Here is a 24525-nt window from a genome sequence, read left to right as displayed (position 1 = left end):
GCACCGCCAAGCAATCAGGGAGCGACACCGACCGTGGACACATCCGTCGAGCAGATCGTCGAGGCGCTGCGCGAGTCACTGCTCGAGAACGAGCGGCTGCGCCAGCGGAACACCGAGATCACCGAGGCGGTCCAGGAGCCGATCGCCATCGTCTCGATGAGCTGCCGCTACCCCGGCGGCGTCAGCACGCCCGAGCAGCTGTGGCAGCTGGTCGACGAGGGCGTGGACGCCGTCGGCGGCTTCCCCGACGACCGCGACTGGGACGGCGACGCGCTGTACGACCCCGACCCCGACGCTCCGGGCAAGACCCATGTGCGCGAGGGCGGATTCCTTTACGACGCACCGCACTTCGACCCCGGCTTCTTCGGCATCAGCCCGCGCGAGGCCCTGGCCATGGACCCGCAGCAGCGCCTCCTCCTCGAGACGTCCTGGGAGGCGTTCGAGCGGGCCGGGATCGACCCGCACAGCCTGCGTGGCAGCCGCACCGGGATCTACGCGGGCGTCATGTACCACGACTACGGGAGCTGGCTCACCGAGGTTCCCGAGGGCGTCGACGGCTATCTGGGCAACGGCAACCTCGGCAGCGTCGCCTCCGGCCGCGTCTCCTACACCCTCGGTCTCGAAGGCCCCGCCGTCACCGTCGACACCGCCTGCTCCTCGTCCCTGGTCGCCCTGCATCTGGCGGTGCAGGCGCTGCGTACCGGCGAATGCACGCTGGCCCTCGCGGGCGGCGTGACCGTGATGTCCACCGCGGACACCTTCGTCGACTTCTCCCGCCAGCGCGGCCTCGCCCTGGACGGCCGCTGCAAGTCCTTCGCCGAGGGTGCCGACGGCACCGGCTGGGGCGAGGGCGTCGGCATGCTGCTCCTGGAGCGACTCTCGGACGCCCGCCGCCACGGTCACCGCGTCCTCGGCCTCGTGCGCGGCACCGCCACCAACCAGGACGGGGCGTCGAACGGCCTGACCGCCCCCAACGGCCCCTCCCAACAGCGCGTCATCCGGGCCGCATTGGCCAACGCCCGGCTCGACGCCACCCAGGTGCACGCCGTGGAGGCCCACGGCACGGGCACCCCGCTCGGCGATCCGATCGAGGCGCAGGCGCTGCTCGCCACCTACGGCCAGGGCCGTCAAGAGCCGCTCTGGCTGGGCTCGGTGAAGTCCAACATCGGCCACACCCAGGCCGCGGCGGGTGTCGCAGGGATCATCAAGATGGTCATGGCCATACGCAACGGCCGCCTCCCCAAGACCCTGCACGCCGACCGCCCCACCTCCCAGGTCGACTGGGAGGCGGGCGCCGTCGCGCTGCTCGACGAGGCGCGCGACTGGCCCGAGACCGCGGAGCCGCGCCGCGCCGCCGTGTCCTCGTTCGGCATCAGCGGCACCAACGCCCACGTCATCATCGAGGCCGCCCCCGAGCCCCCGGCCCGCGAGGAGGAACCTGCCTGGACCGGGCCGCTCCCGCTGGTCCTCTCCGGCAAGGGCGAGCGCGGCCTGACCGCCAGGGCCCGGCAGCTCATCGACCACCTGAACACCGCCGCCGATCCCGTGCCCGACATCGCGTACGCGCTGGCCACCACCAGCGCCGCCCTGGACGACCGGGCCGTCGTCACCGGCGCGGACCTGCCCGCGCTCACGGCGGGCCTGACGGCCCTCGCCGAGGGCGGCGCCGCGCCGAACCTGGTGCGCGGCGCGCGGGCGGGGGAGTCCCGCATCGCGTTCGTCTTCCCCGGGCAGGGCTCCCAGTGGCCCGGCATGGCCGCCGAACTCCTCGACACCTCACCGGTGTTCGCCGCCGCCATGGCCGACTGCGCCCAGGCGCTCGCGCCCTTCACCGACTGGGACCTGATCGAGACGGTGCGCGCCCGCGAGCCGCTGGAGCGGGTGGAGGTCGTCCAGCCCGTGCTCTGGGCGATCATGGTGTCCCTCGCCGAGGTGTGGCGGGCGCACGGCGTGCGGCCCGCCGCCGTCATCGGCCACTCCCAGGGCGAGATCGCCGCCGCCTGCGTGGCGGGCGCGCTGTCCCTGGCCGACGGGGCCCGCGTCGTCGCCCTGCGCAGCCGCGCCATCGCCGAGGACCTGTCGGGACACGGCGGCATGATGTCCGTCGCGCTGCCCGAGGCGACGGTGCGCGACCTCATCGGGCCCTACGAGAACCGCGTCTCGGTGGCCGCCGTCAACGGCGCCTCCTCGGTGGTCCTCTCCGGAGACGCCGCCGCCCTGGACGCCCTGCGCGACGCGATCGTCGCCGACGGCGCCCGCGCCAAGCGGCTCCCCGTGGACTACGCCTCGCACGGCGCGCACGTCGAGTCGATCCGCGAGCGCCTGCTCACCGACCTCGCGGGCATCGAGGCCAGGACCGCGGAGGTGCCGTTCTACTCCACCGTCACCGGCGCCCCGTACGACACGACGGGCCTGGACGCCACGTACTGGTACACCAACCTGCGCCAGAGCGTGCTCTTCGCGCCCACCACCCGCACCCTGCTCGACGCCGGCTACGGCGTCTTCGTCGAATGCAGCCCGCACCCGGTGCTCCTGCACAGCATCGAGGAGACCGCCGACGCCGCGGGCGCCGACATCACCGGGCTCGGCTCGCTGCGCCGTGACGACGGCGGCCCGGACCGCGTCCTGGCCTCCTTGGGCGAGGCGTTCGTGGCCGGGGTGCCGGTCGACTGGTCCCCGGTGTTCGCCGAGACGCCGGTGCGCGCCGCGGAACTGCCCACCTACCCGTTCCAGCGCGAGCGGTTCTGGCTCGGCCGCTCCCCGGCCACCGGAGACGTCACCGCCGCGGGGCTCTCGGCCACCGGCCATCCGCTGCTCGGCGCGGCCGTCCCGGTCGCCGGGGGCGGCACGCTGTTCACCGGCAGGCTCACCGCCGCCACCGCGCCATGGCTGGCCGACCACGCGGTGGGCGGCACGGTCCTGCTGCCCGGCACCGCGTTCGTGGAGCTCGCGCTGGGCGCGGGCCACGACATCGGCTGCGGACACGTCGCCGAACTCACCTTGCAGGCGCCGCTGGTGCTGCCGGAACAAGGGGCGGTACAGCTCCAACTGCACGTCGCCGCCACCGACGGGAGCGGCCACCGCGCGCTGACCGTCCACTCCCGCCCCGAGGGCGCGGAGGGCGATGCCTGGACCCTGCATGCCTCCGGCCTCCTCGCACCGCAGAGCGCGCCGGCCGGATTCGACCTCGCCGCCTGGCCGCCCGCCGACGCCACGCCCCTGCCGGTGGACGACGCCTACGAGCGCCTCGCCGCCATCGGCTACGCGTACGGGCCCGCCTTCCAGTGCCTGCGCGCCGCCTGGCGCAGGGGGGACGAGACGTTCGCCGAGGTCGAACTGCCCGTCGACGCCGACCGGTTCGCCCTGCACCCCGCCCTCTTCGACGCGGCCCTGCACGCCGACGGGCTCGGCGCCCGGGAGGCGGCGGACACCGAGGAGGGGGCCCGGCTGCCCTTCTCCTGGACCGGCGTCTCGCTGTACGCGTCCGGGGCCACCGCCCTGCGCGTACGCCTCCGGGGCAGCGACACCCTGAGCCTGCAGCTCGCCGACCCGACCGGCGCTCCCGTCGCCGCCGTCGACGGTCTGGTCTCCCGGCCCGTCGACCCCGAGACCCTCGCGGCACAGGGCCGCGCGGACGACCTGTACCGCCTGGCGTGGCCCGCGCTGCCCGTGGCCGAGCGGCCCGACGCCGCCTTCACAGTGCTGGGCGCGGAGGGCCTCGCCGCCCTGGACGGCGTGCCCGACTGGGTGGTGCTGCCCGTCACCGGCGATGCCGAGCCCATCGGCGGCACCCGGGACGCGGTCGGCCGCACGCTCGACGCGATCCGGGCCTGGCTGGCCGACGACCGAACGGCGGCCGCCCGGCTCCTGGTGCTCACCGACGGGGCCGTGGCCGTCGCCGACGAGGGCGTCCGCGATCTGCCCGGTGCCGCCGTGTGGGGTCTGGTGCGTGCCGCGCAGGCCGAGCACCCCGACCGCTTCGTCCTCGTCGACACCGCCGCCCCGGCCGCGGCCGCCGTGGCCGCCGCGGCGGCCAGTGGCGAGCCCCAACTCGCCCTGCGCGAGGGCACCGTGCACGTGCCGAGGCTGGACCGCGGTGTCCCGAGGGGACCGGCAACCGCCTTCCCCGCCGACGGCACCGTACTGATCACCGGTGGCACCGGCGTGCTCGGCCGCCTGGTCGCCCGTCACCTGGTCACCGAGCACGGCGTACGCCACGTGGTCCTGGCGAGCCGCGGCGGAACCGCCGACGAGGACTTCTCCGACCTCGACGCGGACGTCACCGTCGTCCGCTGCGACGCCGCCGACCGCGGGCAACTCGCGGCCCTGATGGCCGGGTTGCCCGACAGGCATCCGCTGACCGGCGTCGTCCACATGGCCGGCGTCCTCGACGACGGCCTGGTCACCAGCCTCACCGCGGACCGCATCGACGCGGTCCTGCGGCCCAAGGTCGACGCGGCCTGGCACCTGCACGAACTCACCAAGGACCTCGGTCTTTCGGCGTTCGTGCTGTTCTCCTCGGCCGCGGGCACCCTCGACGGCGCGGGCCAGTCCGGCTACGCCGCCGCCAACGCCTTCCTCGACGGCCTGGCCCGGCACCGCGCCGGACTCGGACTGCCCGCGCTCTCCCTGGCCTGGGGCTTCTGGGAACAGCGCACCGGGCTTACCGCCCACCTCGCCGACGCCGACGTCGAGCGCATGGCCCGCGCGGGAGTCCGCCCGATCCCCACCGAGGACGGCCTGCAGCTGCTGGACGCCGCACTCGGCGCAGGGGATCCGCTGCTGCTGCCGGTCGGCCTCGACCTGCCCGCACTGCGCCGCGCGGGCGACGTACCGCCCCTGCTGCGCGGCCTGGTGCCCGCCCCCGCCCGGCGTGCGGCGGCGGCCCGCACCGAAACCGCCTCGTTCGCCGACCGGCTCGCCGCCCTCACCCCCGCCGAACGCGACGCGGAACTCCTGGAGCTGGTCCGCACCCATGTCGCCGCGGTGCTCGGGCACGGCGCCGACATGGTGCTCGACCCGCGCCGCGCCTTCCGCGAGGCGGGCTTCGACTCCCTGACCGCCGTCGAGCTGCGCAACCGGCTCGGCAACGCCGTCGGCCTGCGCCTGCCCGCCACCCTGGTCTTCGACTACCCCGACGCCAACGCGCTGGTCGGCCATCTGAAGCGGGAACTCGTCGGCCCCGACGCCCCGCAGGCCCCCGCGGCCGACGCCGCCGTCCTGGCCCAGGACGAGCCGGTTGCCATCGTCGCCATGGCCTGCCGCTACCCCGGCGGCGTCACCACCCCCGAGGACCTGTGGCGGCTGCTCGCCGAAGGCCGGGACGGCATCGCCGAGTTCCCCGCCGACCGCGGCTGGGACCTGGCGGACCTGTACGACCCCGAGCCCGGCAAGGCCGGTCACACCTACACCCGCGAGGGCGGATTCCTCTACGACGCCGCCGACTTCGACAGCGACTTCTTCGGCATCGGCCCGCGCGAGGCCCTGGCCATGGACCCGCAGCAACGGCTGCTCCTGGAGGCGTCCTGGGAGGCGCTGGAGCGGGCCGGGATCGACCCGCACGCGGTACGCGGCAGCCGCACGGGTGTCTTCACCGGCGTCATGTACTACGACTACGGGAGCCGCCTCAAGAACGCCCCGGAGCCCGTCCGCGACTACCTGGGCAACGGCAGCCTCGGCAGCGTCGCCTCCGGCCGTGTCGCCTACACGCTCGGCCTGGAAGGACCGACGCTCTCCGTCGACACCGCCTGCTCCTCGTCGCTGGTCGCGCTGCACCTGGCGGCGCAGTCGCTGCGGCAGGGCGAGTGCACGCTGGCCCTGGCCGGTGGTGTGTCCGTGATGTCGACGGCCGACACGTTCGTGGACTTCAGCAGGCAGCGCAACCTCGCGGCCGACGGCCGCGCCAAGGCCTTCGCCGAGGGCGCCGACGGAACGGCCCTGTCCGAGGGCGTCGGTGTCCTCGTCCTCGAGCGGTTGTCGGATGCGCGGCGCAACGGCCACGAGGTGCTCGCGGTCGTACGCGGCTCGGCGGTGAACCAGGACGGTGCGTCCAACGGCCTGACCGCGCCCAACGGCCCCTCCCAGGAGCGGGTGATCGGGCAGGCCCTGGCGGCCGCACACCTGTCGGCGGCCGATGTGGACGTGGTGGAGGCGCACGGTACGGGTACCACGCTGGGTGACCCGATCGAGGCGCAGGCTCTGTTGAACACCTACGGCCAGGGCCGTTCCGAGGACGCGCCGTTGTGGCTCGGCTCGATCAAGTCGAACATCGGCCACACCCAGGCCGCGGCCGGTGTCGCGGGCGTCATGAAGATGGTCATGGCGATGCGTGAGGGCGTACTGCCGCGCACCCTGCATGTGGACGAGCCGTCGACGAAGGTGGACTGGTCGGCGGGCGCCGTACGGCTGTTGACGGAGGAGAGGGAGTGGCCCGACGCGGACCGTCCGCGGCGTGCGGGTGTGTCCTCCTTCGGGATCAGCGGCACCAACGCCCACATCGTCATCGAACAGGCACCCACCGAGGCCCCCGTGTCCGCAGAGCCTGCGGACACCGCGGCGCCGCTGCTGCCCATCCTGCTCTCCGGGGCCACCCCCGAGGCCCTCGCGGCCCAGGCCGAGCGGCTGAAGTCCGTCGCCGACCGGCCGCTCGCCGACCTCGCCCACTCGCTCGCCACCGGCCGCGCCGACCTCGCCCACCGGGGCGCGGTGATCGCCCGTGACCGGGACGAACTCCTCACCGGACTCACCGCGTTGGCCGAGGACAAGGCCGCCGACCTCGTCGTACGCGGCCGTGAGACCCCTGGCAAGGTCGCGTTCCTCTTCACCGGGCAGGGCGCGCAACGCCCCGGCATGGGCCGTGGCCTGCACGCCACGCATCCCGCGTTCCGGAAGGCTCTCGACGAGGTCTGCCAGGCGCTCGACGCACACCTGGACCGTCCGCTGCGCGAGGTCATGTGGGCGGAGCCGGGCAGCGAAGAAGCGGCCCTGCTCGACCACACCCTGTACACGCAGAGCGCCCTGTTCGCCGTCGGGACGGCGCTGTACCGGCTCCTGGAGTCCTACGGGCTGCGCCCCGACCACCTCGCAGGACACTCCATCGGCGAGATCACGGCCGCGCACGTCGCCGGCGTACTCGACCTGGCCGACGCCGCCCGGCTCGTCACGGCGCGGGGCCGCCTCATGGGGGAACTCCCCGCCGGGGGCGCGATGCTCGCCGTCGACGCCACCGAGGACGAGGTACGGCCGCACCTGGGCCCGGACGTTTCCGTCGCCGCCGTCAACGGCCCGCGCGCCGTCGTCGTCTCCGGCACCGAGGCCGCCGTCGGAGCGGTCGCCGCCGCCTTCGCCGACCGCAGGACCAAGCGCCTGCGCGTCAGTCACGCGTTCCACTCGCCCCTGATGGACCCGATGCTCGCGGAGTTCGAGCGGACCGCACGCGCACTGCGCTTCGCCCCGCCCGCCGTGCCCGTCGTCTCGAACGTCACCGGCACCCGGGCCACCGACGACGAACTGTGCTCGCCCGCGTACTGGGTCCGGCACGCCCGCGAGGCCGTGCGCTTCGGCGACGGTGTGCGGACCCTGGAGTCCGCAGGCGTGCGCACGTTCGTCGAGATCGGCCCCGACGCGGTGCTCGCCGCCCTGGGCGTCCACGCGCTCGCGGACCCCGAGAGGTCGCTGCTCGTGCCCGCCCTGCGCAGGGACCGCGACGAGGACGCCGCCCTGGCAGCCCTCCTGGCCACCGCCAGGATGCGCGGCCTGACCGTCGACTGGCAGCAGGTCTTCGCCGGGACCGGCGCCCGCAGGACGGACCTGCCGACGTACGCCTTCCAGCGGCAGCGCCTGTGGCTGGACGACCTGCCCGGCGCCCCCGCGGACGCGGGCGGCCTCGGCCAGGCCCCGGCAGGGCACCCGATGCTCGGAGCGGTCCTATCCCTGGCCGATGACGACACCGTCGCCCTGACCGGACGCCTCTCCCTGGACACCCACCCCTGGCTCGCCGACCACGCCGTCGCCGGAGTCGTCCTGCTTCCGGGCAGCGCCTTCGTCGAACTCGCGGTCCAGGCGGGTGACCGGGTCGGGTGCCCGCACATCGAGGAACTCACCATCGAGCGGCCCCTGGTGCTGCCCGAGAGCGGCGCCGTCCACCTCCAGGTGATCGCCGGTGCTCCCGACGGCGAGGGGCGGCGGCAGCTGACCGTCCACGCCCGCCCCGAAGGCGCGGAGAGCGACTGGAACCGGCACGCCGGGGGTGTCCTCACGGCGCGCACCGGGGCCGAGCCGGTCGGCCAGGAGAGCTGGCCGCCGAACGGCGCCGCGCCCGTCGACGTGAGCGGCACCTACGCCCACCTCGCCGAACAGGGCTATGCCTACGGCCCGTTGTTCCAGTGCTTGCGCGGCGCGTGGCGGCTCGGCGAGGAGGTCTGGGCCGAACTGGCCCTGCCCGACACCGCCGCGGCCGAAGGGTTCGGGCTGCACCCGGCGCTCCTGGACTCGGCGCTGCACGCCATCGACCTGCTCGCGGGCCAGGACCCCACCGTCATGACGCTGCCGTTCTCCTGGGACGGCGTCACCCTCCACGCGGCCGGTGCCACCGCGGTGCGGCTGCGCCTGACCCCGCACGGCACCGAGCGCATGACGCTGCGGCTGTACGACGGCACGGGCGCGCCCGTCGCCGAGGTGGAGTCCCTGCGCGTCCGCCAGGTGACGGCCGAGCAGCTGAACGCGGCGGCATCCGCGACCGGCGGACCCGGTGACCTCTTCGAGGTGCGCTGGACACCGCTGCCGATGGCCGACGGCAGCGCCGCGAACGCGCCGCGAACCCTCACCGTCCGCCCGCGTACGGACACCGGGGCGCCGCTGCCGGTCCTCGCCAGGGAGACGGCGTCGGAGGCGCTCACCGCGCTCAAGGAGCACTTCGCCGACACCGGCACCGACGCGGGCTCCGGCCCCCTCGTGGTCCTCACCCGGTCCGCCGCCGCCCTGGCGGGCGCGCCCGATCCGGCGCAGGCCGTCGTTTCCGGCCTGGTGCGTGCCGCGGCCGTCGAGCATCCGGGCCGCCTGGTCCTCGTCGACATCGACGACGACCCCGCGTCCCACGCCGTCCTGCCGGCCGCCGTGGCCGTCGGCGAGCCCGAACTCGCCCTGCGGGCGGGCACGGTGTACGTGCCGCGCCTCGCCGAGTACGTGGCGAAGCCGGACGAGGCGGTCACCGGCGCATCCGGCTTCGGCCTCGACCCCGAGGGCACGGTGCTGATCACCGGTGGCACGGGCAGCCTGGGCCGTCTGCTCGCCCGGCACCTCGTCACTCGGCACGGCGTACGCCACCTGCTCCTGACCAGCCGCGGCGCCGACACGGCCGACGGCTTCGAGGACCTGGCGGGGCTCGGCGCGACCGTGACCCTCGCGGCCTGCGACGCCACGGACCGAGGCGCCCTGGCCCGGCTCCTGGAGTCCGTGCCGGTCGAGCATCCCCTGACGGCCGTGGTGCACGCCGCCGGAGTCCTGGACGACGGACTGCTCACCGATCTCACCCCGGACCGGCTCGACGCGGTGCTGCGGCCCAAGACCGACGCCGCCTGGAACCTGCACGAACTCACCGCCGATCTGAACCTGGCGGCATTCGTGCTCTTCTCGTCCGCGGCAGGCACCCTCGGCGCGGCGGGACAGGCCAACTACGCGGCGGGCAACGCGTTCCTCGACGCGCTCGCCGCCCGGCGGCGCGCCGCGGGACTGCCCGCGGTCTCCCTGGCCTGGGGCCTGTGGGACACCGGCGCGGGCATGGCGGCCGGGCTCGGCGAGAACGAGACGCGCCGACTGGCCCGCGACGGCATCCTGCCGCTGCCCGCGGACCGGGCACTGGAGCTGTTCGACCGCGCCCTGCGCGCCGAGAGTGCCCTGCTGCTTCCGGTCCGGGTCCAGGTCACCGAGGACGCCCCGCGCATGATCAAGGGCCTGGCCCCGGCTCCGGCACGGCGCACCGCGCAGGCCGCGCCGTCGGCCACCGAGGGGCTGCCGCGGCGCCTCGAAGGGCTCAACGCCATTGACAGCAGGCGGCTGTTGACGGAGATGGTGTGCGGCCACGTCGCCGACGTCCTCGGTCACAGCGGTGCCGCCGTCATCGAACCCGGACGGGCCCTGGGCGACCTCGGCGTGGACTCCTTGTCCGCGCTGGAGCTGCGCAACCGCATCAGTGCGGAGACCGGGCTGCGGCTGTCCACCACGATCACCTTCGACCACCCCACGCCGGAAGCCCTGGCGGACCACCTCTTCGAGGAGCTGGGCGGTGACACCGCGGAGGACTCCGTGGACGCCGAGGCGGAGGTGATGCGTCTTGAGGAACTCCTGGAGGCCGCACTGGAGTCGGCGGCGGTCGACGAGGAGCGGCGTGCCCGGGTGGCCGCGCGGCTGCGGGCCATGAGCGCGAAGTGGGACGGCGCGGGGGAGTGGGAGGTGCCGCGGCGTGGCGAGGCCGAAGGGCCCGAGCTGGCGTCGGCATCCGCGGACGAGCTGTTCGGCATCCTCGACGACGAGCTCGGCGGCTTCAACTGACGCCGACCAGCGCGACGGCCGCACCCCGGTCCCACGGGATGCGGCCGTCGCGCCGACGAGCGAGGCGGTCAGACCGCCGGCGAGCTGCTGGGGTGGTCCTGGTCGGGCAGGGTCGGGATGCGGTGGTCGAGCATCTTGGAGGGGAGGTCGGCGCGGCTCGCCACGTTCAACTTGCGGTACACACGCGTCAGATGCTGTTCGACGGTGCTGATGGTGACGTGGATACGGCTGCCGATCTCCCGGTTGGTGTAGCCGAGCGCGGCGAGTCCGGCCACGCGGTACTCGGCGTCGCTCAGGAGCGGCTGGACGGCGTCGGAGCCGTCGGCCGCGGGAGCCACGGAGGCACCGGGTGCGAGGAGGCGATGGTCCACCGGGGACTCGATGTGGCACGCCTCGGCCTCCTGCGCGGCCTGACGGGCCACGAGGCGGGCCCGGTCGAACTCACCGAGCTCGGAGTGGGCGGCGGACAGGTCGGCGTAGGCCAAGGAGAGTTCGAGCCGGTCGCCGCACGACTTGAGCAGGTCGATCGCCTCGCGCAGCGGCGAGGTGCGCTGGTGCGGTTTGCTGGCGCTCGCCAGCACGCGCAGGGCCATGGCGCGGGCCCGTGAGCTGTGCCCGCCCGGCAGCCGCAGCTGTTGCTGGGCCCACTCCCTGGCCGTCCGCACCTTGCCGATGCGGAGGTTGGCCTGGGCGAGGTCGGTCCGCCAGGGGATGCCCTTCTGCAGATTGGGGTTGCCGTCGCGCATCAGCCGGTTGCAGGTCTCGAAGTTGTCGAGGGCGGCGAAAGCCCGGTCGGTGGCCAGGTAGTGGTGCCCGCGGGCCCGCAGGTACTGCAGGCCGAAGACGGTCCGGAACATCGGCTCGGGGCAGTCGCGTTCGAGCAGCTCCTCGGCGGCGTCGTGCCGTCCGAGCGCGGTGTAGGAGAAGATGGCCGTCGACAGGGGGTGACCGACGAGTACCCCCCAGCTCTGGGCGTGCAGCATGTCGAGCGCCTCGACGGCCCGTTCCGCCGCCGTGGTCACATCGCCCTGGAGCAGGGCGAGCTCCGCGCGGACACTGCCGAGCACCGCCTGCCAGGTCCGTGCGCCGCGCCGGACGGCGCAGTCGAACAGCTCGTCGCAGGCTCTGGTGGCGTCGGCGGTGCGGTCGGTGTGCGCGATGGCGAGCAGGGCCATCGCGACCAGTTCCAGGTTCAGATGGTCGAGTTGGTGGCTCTGCAGCGCCTGGGTCACGGCCGACACGGACTCGTCGGTGGCGTCGCCGCCGACGAGGACGGCCATCTTGGCGCGCAGTGCGGTGGAGTTGTCGGACGGTATGTGGCGGCGCTGCTGCGAGATGACCCTGGTGAGGTCGGAGCCGCGCCCCGCGATCGCCGCGCCGTAGAACCACTGCTGGATGAACTCGACTTCGGCGATGGCGTGGGTGCCGGCCCGTGAACGCGAGGGCACCATGGCACTGATGGCCTTGCCGGCCAGCTCGGTGTCGCCCTGCCACAGCATGTGCCGCAGGACGGTGGCCGTGTCGCGCGCGTCGAGCGCGTCGCTGAGCGCGGCCTCACGCAGGGGCGCCAAATGGGTTCCCGCGGCGGCCGGATTGACCCGCCATTCCGCGCGGGCCAGCGCTGCCGACAGGGCGTGCCGCTCGCGTTCGTCGTCGCAGTCGCGCAGGACCAGGCAGAGGTAGCGGCTGCAGAGCGTCACGTCGTCCGCGGCCAGCGCCGCGTCGGCGGCGGTGCGCAGGACCGTCCTGCCCCAGGAGTGGGCGACCCGGTCGGCCAGGAGCAGGTGCCCGGCCACCTCGGAGGCGGGTGAGCCGCACCGGTACAGCAGGTCGGCGACGTCGCTGTGCAGGTCGCGGCGCTCGGTGGGGTCCGTGTCGTCGAGGACCGCCGCGGCGGCGGCCGGCTGCCGGAACGCGTAACCGTCGAGGAGCCCCGTGGAGTTGAGTACGTCGACCACGTCCTGCACAGCGGCGGGCGTGGTTCCGGTGAGTGCTCCGACGAGGGTCGCGCAGGCCTTGTCGCCCAGTGCCGCCAGGGCCCGCGCCACCCGGATGTGCCGGGGCCCTCCTCGGGTGAGGGAGTGGAGTACGGCCCGGCGGTAGGCGGTGCTGGCGAAGGGCTGGCCGATTTCCGTCTGCGCGCAGGTGCTGTCGTCGATGAGCGCGTGCACCAGCATCGGATTCCCGGCGGTCGCACGGTGATAGGCACGGCTGATTTTCGACGGAAGGAGCCGCCCCGCCTGGGCGGCGAGCAGGGCGGCGACGCCCTGCTCCGAAAGGGGCGGCAGGCGCAGGCGACGGTGCGGCTGGCGCATGAGATCCGTATGCGCGGTGGCCTGAGCTGAGTCGTTACCCGAGGTTACGCAGACGACGAGTATTCGGCTGGTGCGGATTCGTCTCAGCAGGCTGAGAAGCATCTGCAGGGATTCGCCGTCCATCAGGTGGGCGTCATCCACGGCGATGAGCCAGGGAAGATCATCTTCGGCGGATTGAAGTAACGCGCCGGTAGCTTCGTCGACCGCGCTGGCCACCGCAATGTGCCATTCTTTTTCACTCTGTTGGAAATTCTTTTCCCCTTCGCCGCGGAACAGTGGAAGCCGCTCCACCGCGGGGCAGCGGACCTTGCCGCTGTCGAGCAATTGCCGTACCACGGCCATCGGCCTGCCCTGGTCCGTCGCCAAAGCCGTTGCGGAAAGCACGCGTATACCAGGGTCGTCCACGGAGTTGAGGAACTCGTAGACGAGATCGCTCTTGCCGGATCCGGGGCCCCCGGTGACGATTACGAGCCTACCGGACCCCTTCACGCTGTCGGCGAGTGCGTCGTTGAGCAGCTGCAGTTCACGGCCTCGGTCGAACAGGCGCATGGTGCGTCCCCCTGTGATCGGTGGTCCCCGTTGTGCCGCGCCCCGACTCCAGGCGCCTGTGAGCGGACAGGGCTGGTCATCGAGGGGTTGATGCGCTGGCCGTCGAGTTCGCGGGGGATGGGTCGAGCGGTCGCGGACTCGGGCTCAGCGGGTGTCCGGCCCCTGATCTGGGCTCCCGGCGGGGCGCGGAAGGTGGCGGGCCACAGATGGTGCACCGGCGAAGGTGGGGGGAGGGGCCGAGGGGGCGCTAGCCCTGGACGGGCGGGCCGGGCGGGCGTCGACACGCGAGGGTGCGCGGTCGCCCGCGCGTTCCCGCCGACCGGGTCGATGGCACTGTGGACGTTCCTCGCACGCCTGGGTCCCCTCAGTCACGTTGGGTCGACGTTCATCGCGAGGAAACCATGCATCATGTTCCCTTTGCTTTTCACGTCGTTACGCGTGGGTCGCGGAAGATTTATCGCTGCTTTTACGGGCATGTGAACCGGTGGAGTCGGCCGTATTTCCTGTGGTGGTGAGCCACTTTGCGGCGACACATTCGATCCAGTAGTCCGATATCGGACGCTAACTGCCCTCCGCCAACGTTGTCAACTTCAACTGCCACCGGGTTCGGTGTACTTGCGCGTTCACGTGCGACTTCGTAGGTCCGGGATCCGTTTCGAAGCCGTGTGGAATGTTGGAGTCGGGGAGCGGCGGTGTACGGATAGGCACTTTTCCGTGACCGAACGGGCAATCGGCGGGGTGCTGGGGGTGCTAGGGGTGTCGGGCGCCTTCGCCGCCTCCTTAGCCTCCGAGAACGGAAGGGGAAGCGGATCGAGGACTCGGAGTGAGTCCCTCCGCATTTCTGAAGCCTTCTTTCGATTTCGATCGGATGGCGTGCTGGTGAACAACGAGGATCAACTGCTCGACTACCTCAGGCGGACGACGGCGGACCTGCGTGAGGCGCGGCGGCGGTTGCGCGAGAACGAGCAACGCGCACACGGTCCGGTCGCGATCATCGGCATCGGGTGCCGATACCCCGGTGGTGTCCGGACGCCCGATGACCTGTGGAACCTGGTGGCCGCGGGGACCGACGCGGTGTCGGACTTCCCCGCGGACCGCGGCTGGGACGTGGAGTCCCTGTACGACCCCGACCCCGCGCGACCCGGCAAGACCTATGCGCGCACCGGCGGCTTCCTGCACGACGCCGCCGACTTCGACCCGGACTTCTTCGGCATCAGTCCGCGCGAGGCCCTGGCGATGGATCCGCAGCAACGGCTGCTCCTGGAGACCTCCTTCGAGGCCTTCGAGCGCGCGGGCATCGTCCCGTCCGCCCTGCGCGGCAGCCGCACCGGTGTCTTCGCGGGCGTCATGTACAACGACTACGCCACGCGTCTGGCGTCCGCGCCCGACGACCTCGACGGCTACCTCGCCAACGGCAGTGCCGCGAGCATCGCGTCCGGCCGCGTCGCCTACACCTTCGGCCTCGAAGGCCCGGTCGTCACCGTCGACACCGCCTGCTCCTCCTCGCTGGTGTCACTGCACTGGGCGGTGCGCGCGCTGCAGGCGGGGGAGTGCACGCTCGCCCTGGCCGGCGGCGTGACCGTCATGTCGACTCCGGAGACGTTCGTCGACTTCAGCAGGCAGCGCGGCCTGTCGCCGGACGGCCGCTGCAAGGCGTTCGCGGCCTGTGCCGACGGCACAGGCTGGGGCGAGGGCGCGGGCATGCTCCTCGTGGAGCGGCTCGCCGACGCCCAGCGCAACGGCCACCCCGTGCTCGCCGTGATCCGCGGCAGCGCCGTCAACTCCGATGGCGCCAGCAGCCGGTTGACCGCGCCCAACGGTCCCTCGCAGCAGCGCGTGATCCGTGCCGCGCTGGCCGGGGCGGGACTGACCGCCGCAGACGTCGACGCCGTCGAGGCGCACGGGACCGGCACCTCCCTCGGCGACCCGATCGAGGCGCAGGCGCTGCTCGCCACCTACGGGCGCGAGCGCCCCGCCGGCCGGCCCCTGCTGCTCGGCTCCGTCAAGTCCAACCTGGGCCACACCCAGGCCGCCGCCGGTGTCGCGGGCGTCATCAAGATGGTGATGGCCATGCGGCACGGCGAGGTTCCGCCCACCCTGCACGTCGACGAGCCGACCGCCGAGGTCGACTGGAGCGCCGGAGCGGTCGAGCTGGCCGTCGAGCGCCGCCCGTGGCCCGAGACCGGGCGGGCCCGCCGGGCCGCCGTCTCCTCCTTCGGCATCAGCGGCACCAACGCGCACGTCGTGCTCGAACAGGCCCCCGCCGCCGCCACCCAGGACCCCCGCCCCGCGGAGGGCACCGCCCCGTCGGACCCGGCCGCCGCCCCCGTCCCGTGGATCGTCACGGGACGCACCCCGCAGGCCCTCGCCGACCAGATCGCGCGCCTGCGCGACTGGCTCGCCGCACGTCCGGACGCGCGTGCGGCGGACATCGGCCTGTCCCTGGCGACCACCCGCTCCCACTTCGAGCACCGCGCCGTCGCGGTCGGCCACGACACCGGGGACCTGCTGGCCGGGCTCCGATCGGCGGGCGTGGTCAAGCCCGTCGGGGGCAGGACCGCGTTCCTCTTCACCGGCCAGGGCGCACAGCGCCCGGGCATGGGCCGCACGCTGTACCGGGCCTTTCCCGTATACGCCGAGGCGTTCGACGCCGTCTGCGCGCTCGTCGACCCGGAACTGGAGCGTCCGCTCGCCGAAGTGGTCGAGCGGGACGCCGAGTTGCTGACGCGCACCGACTACGCGCAGGTCGCGATCTTCGCCACCGAGGTGGCGCTGTACCGGCTCCTGGAGTCCTACGGCCTGCGCCCGGACTACCTCGCGGGACACTCGGTCGGCGAACTGGCCGCCGCCCACGTCTCCGGCGTCCTGTCGCTGGCGGACGCCGCCGCCCTGGTGCTCGCCCGTGGCCGCCTCATGGCCGCGCTGCCCGAGGGCGGCGCGATGGCCGCGATCCGCGCCACCGAGGACGACGTCACGCCCCACCTCGACGACCGGGTCGGCCTCGCCGCCGTCAACGGCCCCGCGTCGGTGGTCGTCTCCGGCGAGGCGGCGGCGGTCGACGCGCTCGCCGCCCGCTTCGACAAGAGCAAGCGGCTGAAGGTCTCGCACGCCTTCCACTCCCCACTCATGGAGCCGATGCTCGCCGACTTCGCGAAGGCCGCGGCCCGCTGCGCCTACCAGGAGCCCCGGATACCGATCGTGTCCACGCTCACCGGCGCCGTGGCCGACCCCGCGAAGATCACCACGCCCGGCTACTGGGTGGACCACGTCCGCAGGCCCGTGCGGTTCGCGCCCGCCGTGCGGACCCTGCACGACCTGGGCGTACGTCTCCTCCTCGAGGTGGGCCCCGACGCGACGCTCACCGCCATGGCCCAGGACAGCGTGGGCGAGGACACCCTCGCCGTCGCCGCCCTGCGCCGCGACGGCGACGAGGCGCACGACCTGGTCGCAGCCCTCGCCCGGCTGCACGCCGCCGGTCAAGTCGTCGAGTGGGCCACGTTCTTCGCCGCGTACGGAGCCTCGCGCACCGACCTGCCCACGTACGCCTTCCAGCGGGACCGGCTCTGGCTCGAGGCCAGCGCCTCGGGCGCCGCCGACGCGGGCGGGCTCGGCCAGACCCCGACCGGACACCCGCTCCTGACCACCATGACGGATCTGCCCGACACCGGCGGCGCCCTGCTCACCGGCCGCCTCTCGGTCTCCGCGCAGCCCTGGCTGGCCCACCACGCCGTGCACGGCACCGTGCTGCTGCCCGGCACCGCGTTCGTCGAGATGGCGCTCCAGGCCGCGGAACGCACCGGATGCGACACCGTCGACGAACTCACCCTGCACGCACCGCTGGTGCTGCCCGAACAGGGCGCCATGGCCGTGCAGGTGGCCGTCGGCCCCGACGAGGCGGGACGGCGGCGACTGACCATCTGGTCCCGGCGTACCGACGCCACGGATGCGGCATGGACCCGCAACGCCGACGGCGTGCTGACCTCCGCCGGAACCGGCACCGGATCCGGCGCCGACGACGCGGCCTTCCGCGACCTTTCCGCCTGGCCGCCGCGCGACGCCGAACCCGTCGATCTCGACGGCCTGTACCCGGACCTGGCCCGTACCGGCTACGGCTACGGCGAGGTCTTCCAAGGCCTGCGCGCCATGTGGCGCAGGGGCGACGACCTGTTCGCCGAGGCCGTGCTGCCCGACAGCGCCCGCTCCACCGCCGACGCGTTCGGCGTCCACCCCGCGCTGCTCGACGCGGTGCTCCACGTCAACCTGCTCGAACTGGCGGGCGGCCAGGCCGTGCTGCCGTTCACCTGGGGCGGCGTCACCCTGCACGCCCCAGGGGCCTCCGCGCTGCGCCTGCACCTGACCACGTCAGGGCCCGAGTCCGTCACGCTGGCCCTCGCCGATGCCACCGGCGCCCCCGTCGCCTCGGTGCGCACCCTCGTCGCCCGCCCCGTCTCGGCCGACCAACTGGCCGGTGAGGCGGACGAGTCGCTGTTCCGCGTCGACCTCGTACCGCTTGCGGTACCGGCGCCCGCGACGACGCCCGCCCTGTCGCTGCTCGGCACGGTGGAGCACGGCTCCACCGCACAGGCCCACCCCGACCTGGCGGCCCTGGCCGACGCGGGCCCGGCCCCCGACGTGGTGCTCCTGCCCGTGCCGCCCACACCCGACGGCGCCGATCTGCCCGCCCTCGTACGCGAACGCGTCAACACCACCCTCGACACCCTGCGCGCCCTGCTTGACGACGCACGGCTCGCGGGCAGCAGGCTCGCAGTGCTCATCCGCGCCGACGACCTCGCGCACACCGCGCTGTCCGGCCTGGTGCGGGCCGCGGCGGCCGAGAACCCGGGCCGCTTTCTGCTCGTCGACAGCGACGGCAGCGCCGCACCGGACGCCGCCGTCGCCGCCGCACTCGACTCCGACGAACCGGAAGTCGCCGTACGGGACGGCCAGGTACGCGTGCCGCGCCTGGCCCGCGCCAAACCGGGCGGACCCGTCGACTGGGATCCGGACGGCGCCGTCCTGATCACCGGCGGCACCGGCGGCCTCGGCGCCCTGATCGCCCGTCGGCTGGTCACCGGGCACGGCGTACGGAAGCTGCTCCTGGTCAGCAGGCGCGGCGAGGACGCCCCCGGAGCGGCCGACCTGCGGGAGGAACTGACCGCGCTCGGCGCCGATGTGACGATCGCAGGCTGCGACACCGCCGACCGCGAGGCGCTCGCCGCCCTGCTCGGCGCGCACGACGTGCGCGGGGTGGTCCACGCGGCGGGCGTCGTCCACAACGGCATGCTCGCCTCACTCGGCCCCGACGAGGTCGAACGGGTCCTCCGCCCGAAGGTCGACGCCGCGTTCCACCTCCACGAACTCACCAAGGACCGGCCGTTGTCGGCGTTCGTGCTGTTCTCCTCGACCGCGGGCCTGCTCGCGGGCGCGGGGCAGGCCAACTACGCCGCCGCCAACACCTTCCTCGACGGCCTCGCCGCACACCGGCGCGCCGCCGGACTGCCCGCGGTGTCCGTGGCGTACGGACTGTGGTCACAGGCGGGCGGCCTGGCCGAGCAGATGGACGACGCCGACCTGGAGCGCATGCGCCGCCTCGGCCTGCCCGCGCTGACCGCCGCCCAGGGCCTCGAACTCTTCGACGCGAGCCTCGGCGGCCAGGACGCCGTCGTCGTCGCCACCCGCCTGGACGGCGCGGCGGTCCGGGCCAGGGCCGACGGCGTGCCCGCGCCGCTGCGCGGCCTGGTACGGCCCGCACGGCGTACGGCGGTTCAGTCCGCCGCAGGCACCGGCACCACCGCCTGGCGCGAGCGCCTCGCACCGCTGCCGGACACCGAGCGGGACCGCGCGCTGCTCGAACTGGTCCGCAGCCATGTCGCCGCGGTGCTCGGGCACGCGTCGCCGGAGTCCGTGGAGCCCGCCCGCGCCTTCCAGGAGATGGGCTTCGACTCGCTCGCCGCCGTCGAACTGCGCAACCTCCTGGGCGCCGCGACCGGTCTCGCCCTCCCGGCGACCCTGGTCTTCGACCAGCCGTCGCCCCAGACCCTGGCCGCCCACCTCAAGGCGGCACTCGTCCCGGGACCTGCCGATCAGACCCGGGCCGCACTGACCGAAGTGGACCGTCTGGAGGCCGCGTTGACCGCGCTGCCCGACCAGGACGGCAGCCACGCCCGGGTCACCGCACGGCTCGAAGCGCTGCTGCGGACCTGGCAGGACACGCACGGACGCGATGCCGCGGTGTCGGCGGAGTATCCGGAGGACTTCGCAGCCTCCACCGACGAGGAACTCTTCGCGAGGATCGACAACGAAATGGGAGCCCTGTAATGGAAGAGTCCGCCACCGTCGACAAGCTGCGCGACTATCTCAAGCGGGCCACGACGGAGCTGGAGCGCAGCCGCCGTCGGGTGCGGGACCTCGAGGACCAGGGCAAGGAGCCCATCGCCATCATCGGCATGGGCTGCCGCTATCCCGGCGGTGTGCGCACCCCCGAGGACCTGTGGACCATCGTCGACGAAGGCGTCGACGTCGTCACCGAGTTCCCCGTGGACCGGGGCTGGGACGTCGAGGCCATCTACGACCCCGAGCCGGGCGCCCCGGGCAAGTCCTACGTCCGCCACGGAGGGTTCCTGCACGACGCCGCCGAGTGCGACCCCGCCTTCTTCGGCATCAGCCCCAAGGACGCGCCCGGCACCGACCCGCAGCAGCGGATGCTCCTGGAGACCACCTGGGAGGCCTTCGAGCGGGCCGGTATCGACCCCCAGCAGGTCAAGGGCACCCCGACCGGTGTGTTCGTCGGCCTGATGCACCACGACTACATCGGCGGCACCATTTCCGGCAGCATCGTCTCCGGCCGGATCGCCTACACCCTCGGCCTCGAAGGCCCCGCGGTCACCATGGACACCGCGTGCTCCTCCTCCCTGGTGGCGCTGCACTCCGCGATCCAGGCGCTGCGCAAGGGGGAGTGCTCCCTGGCCCTGGCCGGGGGCGCCGCGGTCATGGCGAGCCCCGAGATGTTCATCGAGTTCAGCGAGCGCCGGGCGCTGTCGCCCGACGGCCGCTGCCACTCCTTCTCCGAGGACGCGGCCGGCGCCGCCTGGGCCGAGGGCGCAGGGATGCTCCTCGTGGAGCGGCTCTCCGACGCCGTACGCAACGGCCATGAGGTCCTCGCCGTCATCCGCGGCAGCGCCGTCAACCAGGACGGCGCGTCCAACGGCATGACCGCGCCCAGCGGCCCCGCGCAGATCAAGGTCATCCGGCAGGCGCTCGCCGACGCGCAGCTCGCCCCGCACCAGATCGACGTGGTCGAGGCGCACGGCACCGGCACCACCCTCGGCGACCCCATCGAGGCCCAGTCCGTCATCGCCGCCTACGGGCAGGAGCGCCCGGAGGGCCGGCCGATGTGGCTGGGCTCCATCAAGTCCAACATGGGCCACCCGCAGGCCGCCGCAGGTGTCGGCGCCATCATCAAGATGGTCATGGCCATGCGCCACGGCGTGCTGCCCAAGACGCTGCACGCCGAGCGGCCCACCACCGCCGTCGACTGGACCGCGGGTGACGTGAAGCTGCTCAACGAAGCCCGGCCCTGGGACACCGAGGGGCGCCCGCGCCGCGCCGGCGTCTCCTCGTTCGGCATCTCCGGCACCAACGCGCACACCATCCTGGAGCAGGCCCCGCAGGTCGAGGCCCCCGACGAGCTCCCGGCACGGGCCGAACTCCCCGTGCTGCCCTGGCTGTTGTCGGCCAAGAGCGCCGACGCCGTGCGTCAGCAGGCCGACCGGCTGCTGTCCGTCGCCGGTGACCTCGACGCGTACGACGTGGGCTTCTCCCTGGCCACCACCCGTTCGCTGTTCACGCACCGCGTCGCCGTCACCGGCCGCGACCGCGCCGAGCTGCTCGACGCACTGCGCGCCGTCGCCGAGGGCCGCGAGACGCCCGTGGCAGCACCCGAACCGGGCCGCCTCGCGGTGCTGTTCTCCGGGCAGGGTTCGCAGCGCACCGGCATGGGCCGCACGCTGTACGCCGCGTTCCCGGCGTTCGCCGCGGCGTTCGACGAGGTCTGCGCCGCCTTCGACGCGCACCTGGACCGCCCGCTGCGCGAGGTGATGTTCGCCGAGGGCGCCGAACTCGCGGACGGGCAGGGCGCCGAGCTCCTGAACAGGACGGTCTACACCCAGGCCGCGCTCTTCACCTTCGAGACCGCGCTCTACCGGCTCCTGGAGCACTGGGACGTCCGCCCCGACCTGCTCGCCGGGCACTCGATCGGCGAGGTCGTCGCCGCGCACGTCGCGGGCGTCCTCTCGCTCGACGACGCCGTCACCCTGGTCGCCGCGCGTGGCCGCCTGATGCAGGACCTGCCGGCCGGCGGCGCGATGGTCTCGCTGCTCGCCGCCGAGGCCGACGTCGCTCCGCTGCTCACCGAAGGCGTCGACATCGCGGCCGTCAACGGCCCGCGTTCTGTGGTCATTTCCGGCGACGAGGAGGCCGTCCTCGCCATCGCCGCGCAGTTCGAGAAGACCACCCGGCTCAAGGTCTCGCACGCCTTCCACTCCCACCGCATGGACGCGATGCTCGAACCCTTCCGCGCGGTCCTGGACACCCTGACCTTCCACACGCCCGAACTGCCGGTGGTCTCCAACGTCACCGGGCGGCTCGCCGACGACCTCACCTCGCCCGCGTACTGGGTACGTCATGTCCGCGAGGCCGTCCGCTTCCACGACGGCGTCACCACCCTGGCCGCCGAGGGCGCCACCCGCTTCCTGGAGGTCGGCCCGGACGCCGTGCTCAGCAACATGGCGCAGGACGTCGTGGAGCACGTCATCGGCACGCAGCGGCGCGACCGCGAGGAGGACGCGGCGCTCACCGACGCCTTGTGCCGACTCCACCTCACCGGCGCGGGCCCCGACTGGGCCGTGCTCTTCGAGGGGGGCCGCAAAGTCACCCTGCCCACCTACCCGTTCCGGCGCGACCGGCACTGGGAGGACGCCCCGATCCTCCAGGCCGAACGCTCCGCGACGGGCCGCGGCGGCGACGCCGACGACCCGTTCTGGGACCTGGTGCACGAGCAGGACGTCGCCGCGGTCGCCGCCACCCTCGGCCTCGACGACCAGTCGTCCGTGGGCGCCGTCGTCCCGGCCCTGGCCGCCTGGCACGCGCAGCGGCAGGAGGCGGCCGCCGCCGACGACCTGCGCTACCGCGCCACGTGGCACCCGCTGGCCCGACCCTCCGTCCCGGTCGGCGGCCGGTGGCTCGCGGTCGTGCCCGCATCCCGCGCCGACGACCCGTGGATCACGTCCGTCCTGACCGGAATCGGCGACCACGGCCTGGACGTCGACACCCTCCTGGTCCCGGCGGACCGCACGGACCGTGCGTCCCTCGCCGGGCTGCTCGCCGAGCGCCACGACCTCGACGGAGTGCTGTCCCTGCTGAGCCAGGACGCCCCGCTGAGCGCCACCGCCGCCCTGGTCCAGGCCCTCGGCGACACCGGTGCCACGGCGCCCCTGTGGTGTGCCACCCGCGATGCCATGGCCCACGAACCGGCCGCCACCGTCTCCGGGTTCGCCCAGGCGCAGGTCTGGGGCCTGGGCCGGGTGGCCGCCCTGGAGCACCCCGACCGGTGGGGCGGCCTCGTCGACCTGCCCGCAGAGCCCGGCGGGCAGACCACGGCCAGGCTGGCCGGACTGCTCACCGACGCGGGCGGCGAGGACCAGGTCGTCATCCGCGAGTCCGGCGCCTACGGACGGCGCCTGGAGCAGGCGGCGCCCAAGGCGGGCGCACCGTGGAAGCCGACCGGCACCGTGCTCGTCACCGGCGCCACCGGCGGAGTCGGCACCGCCGTCGCCCGCTGGCTCGCCGCCGAGGGCGCCGACCACCTGCTCCTGACATCGCGTCGCGGCGAACACGCGCCGGGCGCCGCCGAGTTGACGCAGGAGCTGGCCGGGTCCGGCACCAAGGTCACCCTCGCCGCCTGCGACGTCTCCGACCGCGAGGCACTGGCCGCGCTCCTTGCGACGGTCCCTGACGAGCACCCCCTGACGGCCGTCATGCACCTGGCCGGTGTCCTGGACGACGGTGTCCTGGACGGCCTGGCACCCGAGCAGTTCACCGGCGTCCTCGCCCCCAAGGCCGACGCCGCCGACCACCTGCACGAACTCACCCGCGACCTGGACCTGTCGGCGTTCGTGCTCTTCTCCTCGCTGACCGCCACCGTCGGCGGCGCGGGGCAGGCCAACTACGCCGCCGCCAACGCCCACTTGGACGCCCTCGCCGAGCACCGCCGCGCGACGGGCCTGCCCGCCACCTCCGTGGCCTGGGGCCCCTGGGGAGGCGACGGCATGGCCGCGCACGGCACGGTGCGCGCGGCGAGCCGGGCCATGGGCATGTCCGCCCTCGACCCCGACCGTGCGGTCACCGCGCTGCGCCGGGCCCTGGACGGCGGCGACATCACCGTCACCGTCGCCGACGTGGACTGGACGAAGTTCCTGCCCGCGTTCACCTCGACCCGCGCGAGCGCCCTGCTGTCCGCCCTGCCGCAGGCGCAGCGGACCGCGGCCGCGGGCGGCGAGGCGGCCGTCGCCGACGACTTCGCACAGAAGCTCGCGGGCCTGACCGGCGGCGAGCGCGAACGCGCCCTGCAGGACCTGGTGTGCGGGCAGGCCGCGACCGTCCTCGGCTACGACGGCGCAGGCGCGATCGAGCCGACCACCGCCTTCCGCGACCTCGGCTTCGACTCGCTCACCTCGGTCGATCTGCGCAACCGGATCAGCACCGCCGCGGGCGTGCCGCTGCCGGCCACGCTCATCTTCGACTACGCCACGCCCGCGGCCCTCGCCAAGCACCTGGGCACCGAACTCGCGGGCGCCGACACCTCGGTGGACTCGGTCGTCGCCGAACTGGAGCGGGTGGCGGCCCGCCTCGGCGGCCTCACCGCCGAGGACATCGAGCAGGGCCGCATCACCGCCCGCGTCCAGGCGCTGCTCACCGAGTTGAACCAGACCATCGCCGGGGACGGCGAGGCGGTCGAGGGCCGCCTGGCCCAGGCCTCGGCCGACGACGTCTTCGCGTTCATCGACAACGAACTCGGCTCGGCGTGAACTCCGCCTCCCACGACCTACCCGCCTAC

The 24525-nt window shown here is 73.9% G+C and carries 4 protein-coding genes; 3 read left to right on the top strand and 1 reads right to left on the bottom strand.

From position 1 onward, the window contains the following. Positions 1 to 33 precede the first annotated feature (33 nt). Complete coding sequence (locus tag ACFWZ2_RS28810) at positions 34 to 10548, top strand: SDR family NAD(P)-dependent oxidoreductase (RefSeq protein WP_384550511.1); 10515 nt, start codon at positions 34 to 36, stop codon at positions 10546 to 10548. A gap of 68 nt (positions 10549 to 10616) precedes the next feature. Here ACFWZ2_RS28810 and ACFWZ2_RS28805 read toward each other — a convergent pair whose 3' ends face one another. Then, a complete protein-coding gene (locus ACFWZ2_RS28805) occupies positions 10617 to 13412 on the bottom strand; it encodes an AAA family ATPase (RefSeq protein ID WP_384550510.1) in 2796 nt (931 codons plus the stop codon). A gap of 879 nt (positions 13413 to 14291) precedes the next feature. Here ACFWZ2_RS28805 and ACFWZ2_RS28800 point away from each other — a divergent pair. Together ACFWZ2_RS28800 and ACFWZ2_RS28795 are read left to right on the top strand one after the other, a co-directional pair. Next, positions 14292 to 19730 carry an SDR family NAD(P)-dependent oxidoreductase gene (locus ACFWZ2_RS28800; RefSeq protein WP_384550550.1) on the top strand — a complete coding sequence of 1813 codons (5439 nt, stop codon included), beginning with the start codon at positions 14292 to 14294 and terminating at the stop codon, positions 19728 to 19730. Then, positions 19730 to 24496, top strand: a complete 4767-nt coding sequence (locus tag ACFWZ2_RS28795; RefSeq protein WP_384550508.1) for a type I polyketide synthase — start codon at positions 19730 to 19732, stop codon at positions 24494 to 24496. Before ACFWZ2_RS28800 ends, ACFWZ2_RS28795 begins: the two co-directional genes overlap by 1 nt. Positions 24497 to 24525 lie beyond the last annotated feature (29 nt).

It is taken from the genome of Streptomyces sp. NPDC059002, from assembly GCF_042740435.1.
GTDB lineage: Bacteria > Actinomycetota > Actinomycetes > Streptomycetales > Streptomycetaceae > Streptomyces.
This window is presented reverse-complemented; position numbering and strand designations above follow the sequence as displayed.

Coding starts and splice junctions, on each gene's coding strand:
- ACFWZ2_RS28805 (WP_384550510.1), bottom strand. CDS start 13,412: ATGCGCCTGTTCGACCGAGGCCGTGAACTGCAGCTGCTCAACGACGCA.
- ACFWZ2_RS28795 (WP_384550508.1), top strand. CDS start 19,730: ATGGAAGAGTCCGCCACCGTCGACAAGCTGCGCGACTATCTCAAGCGG.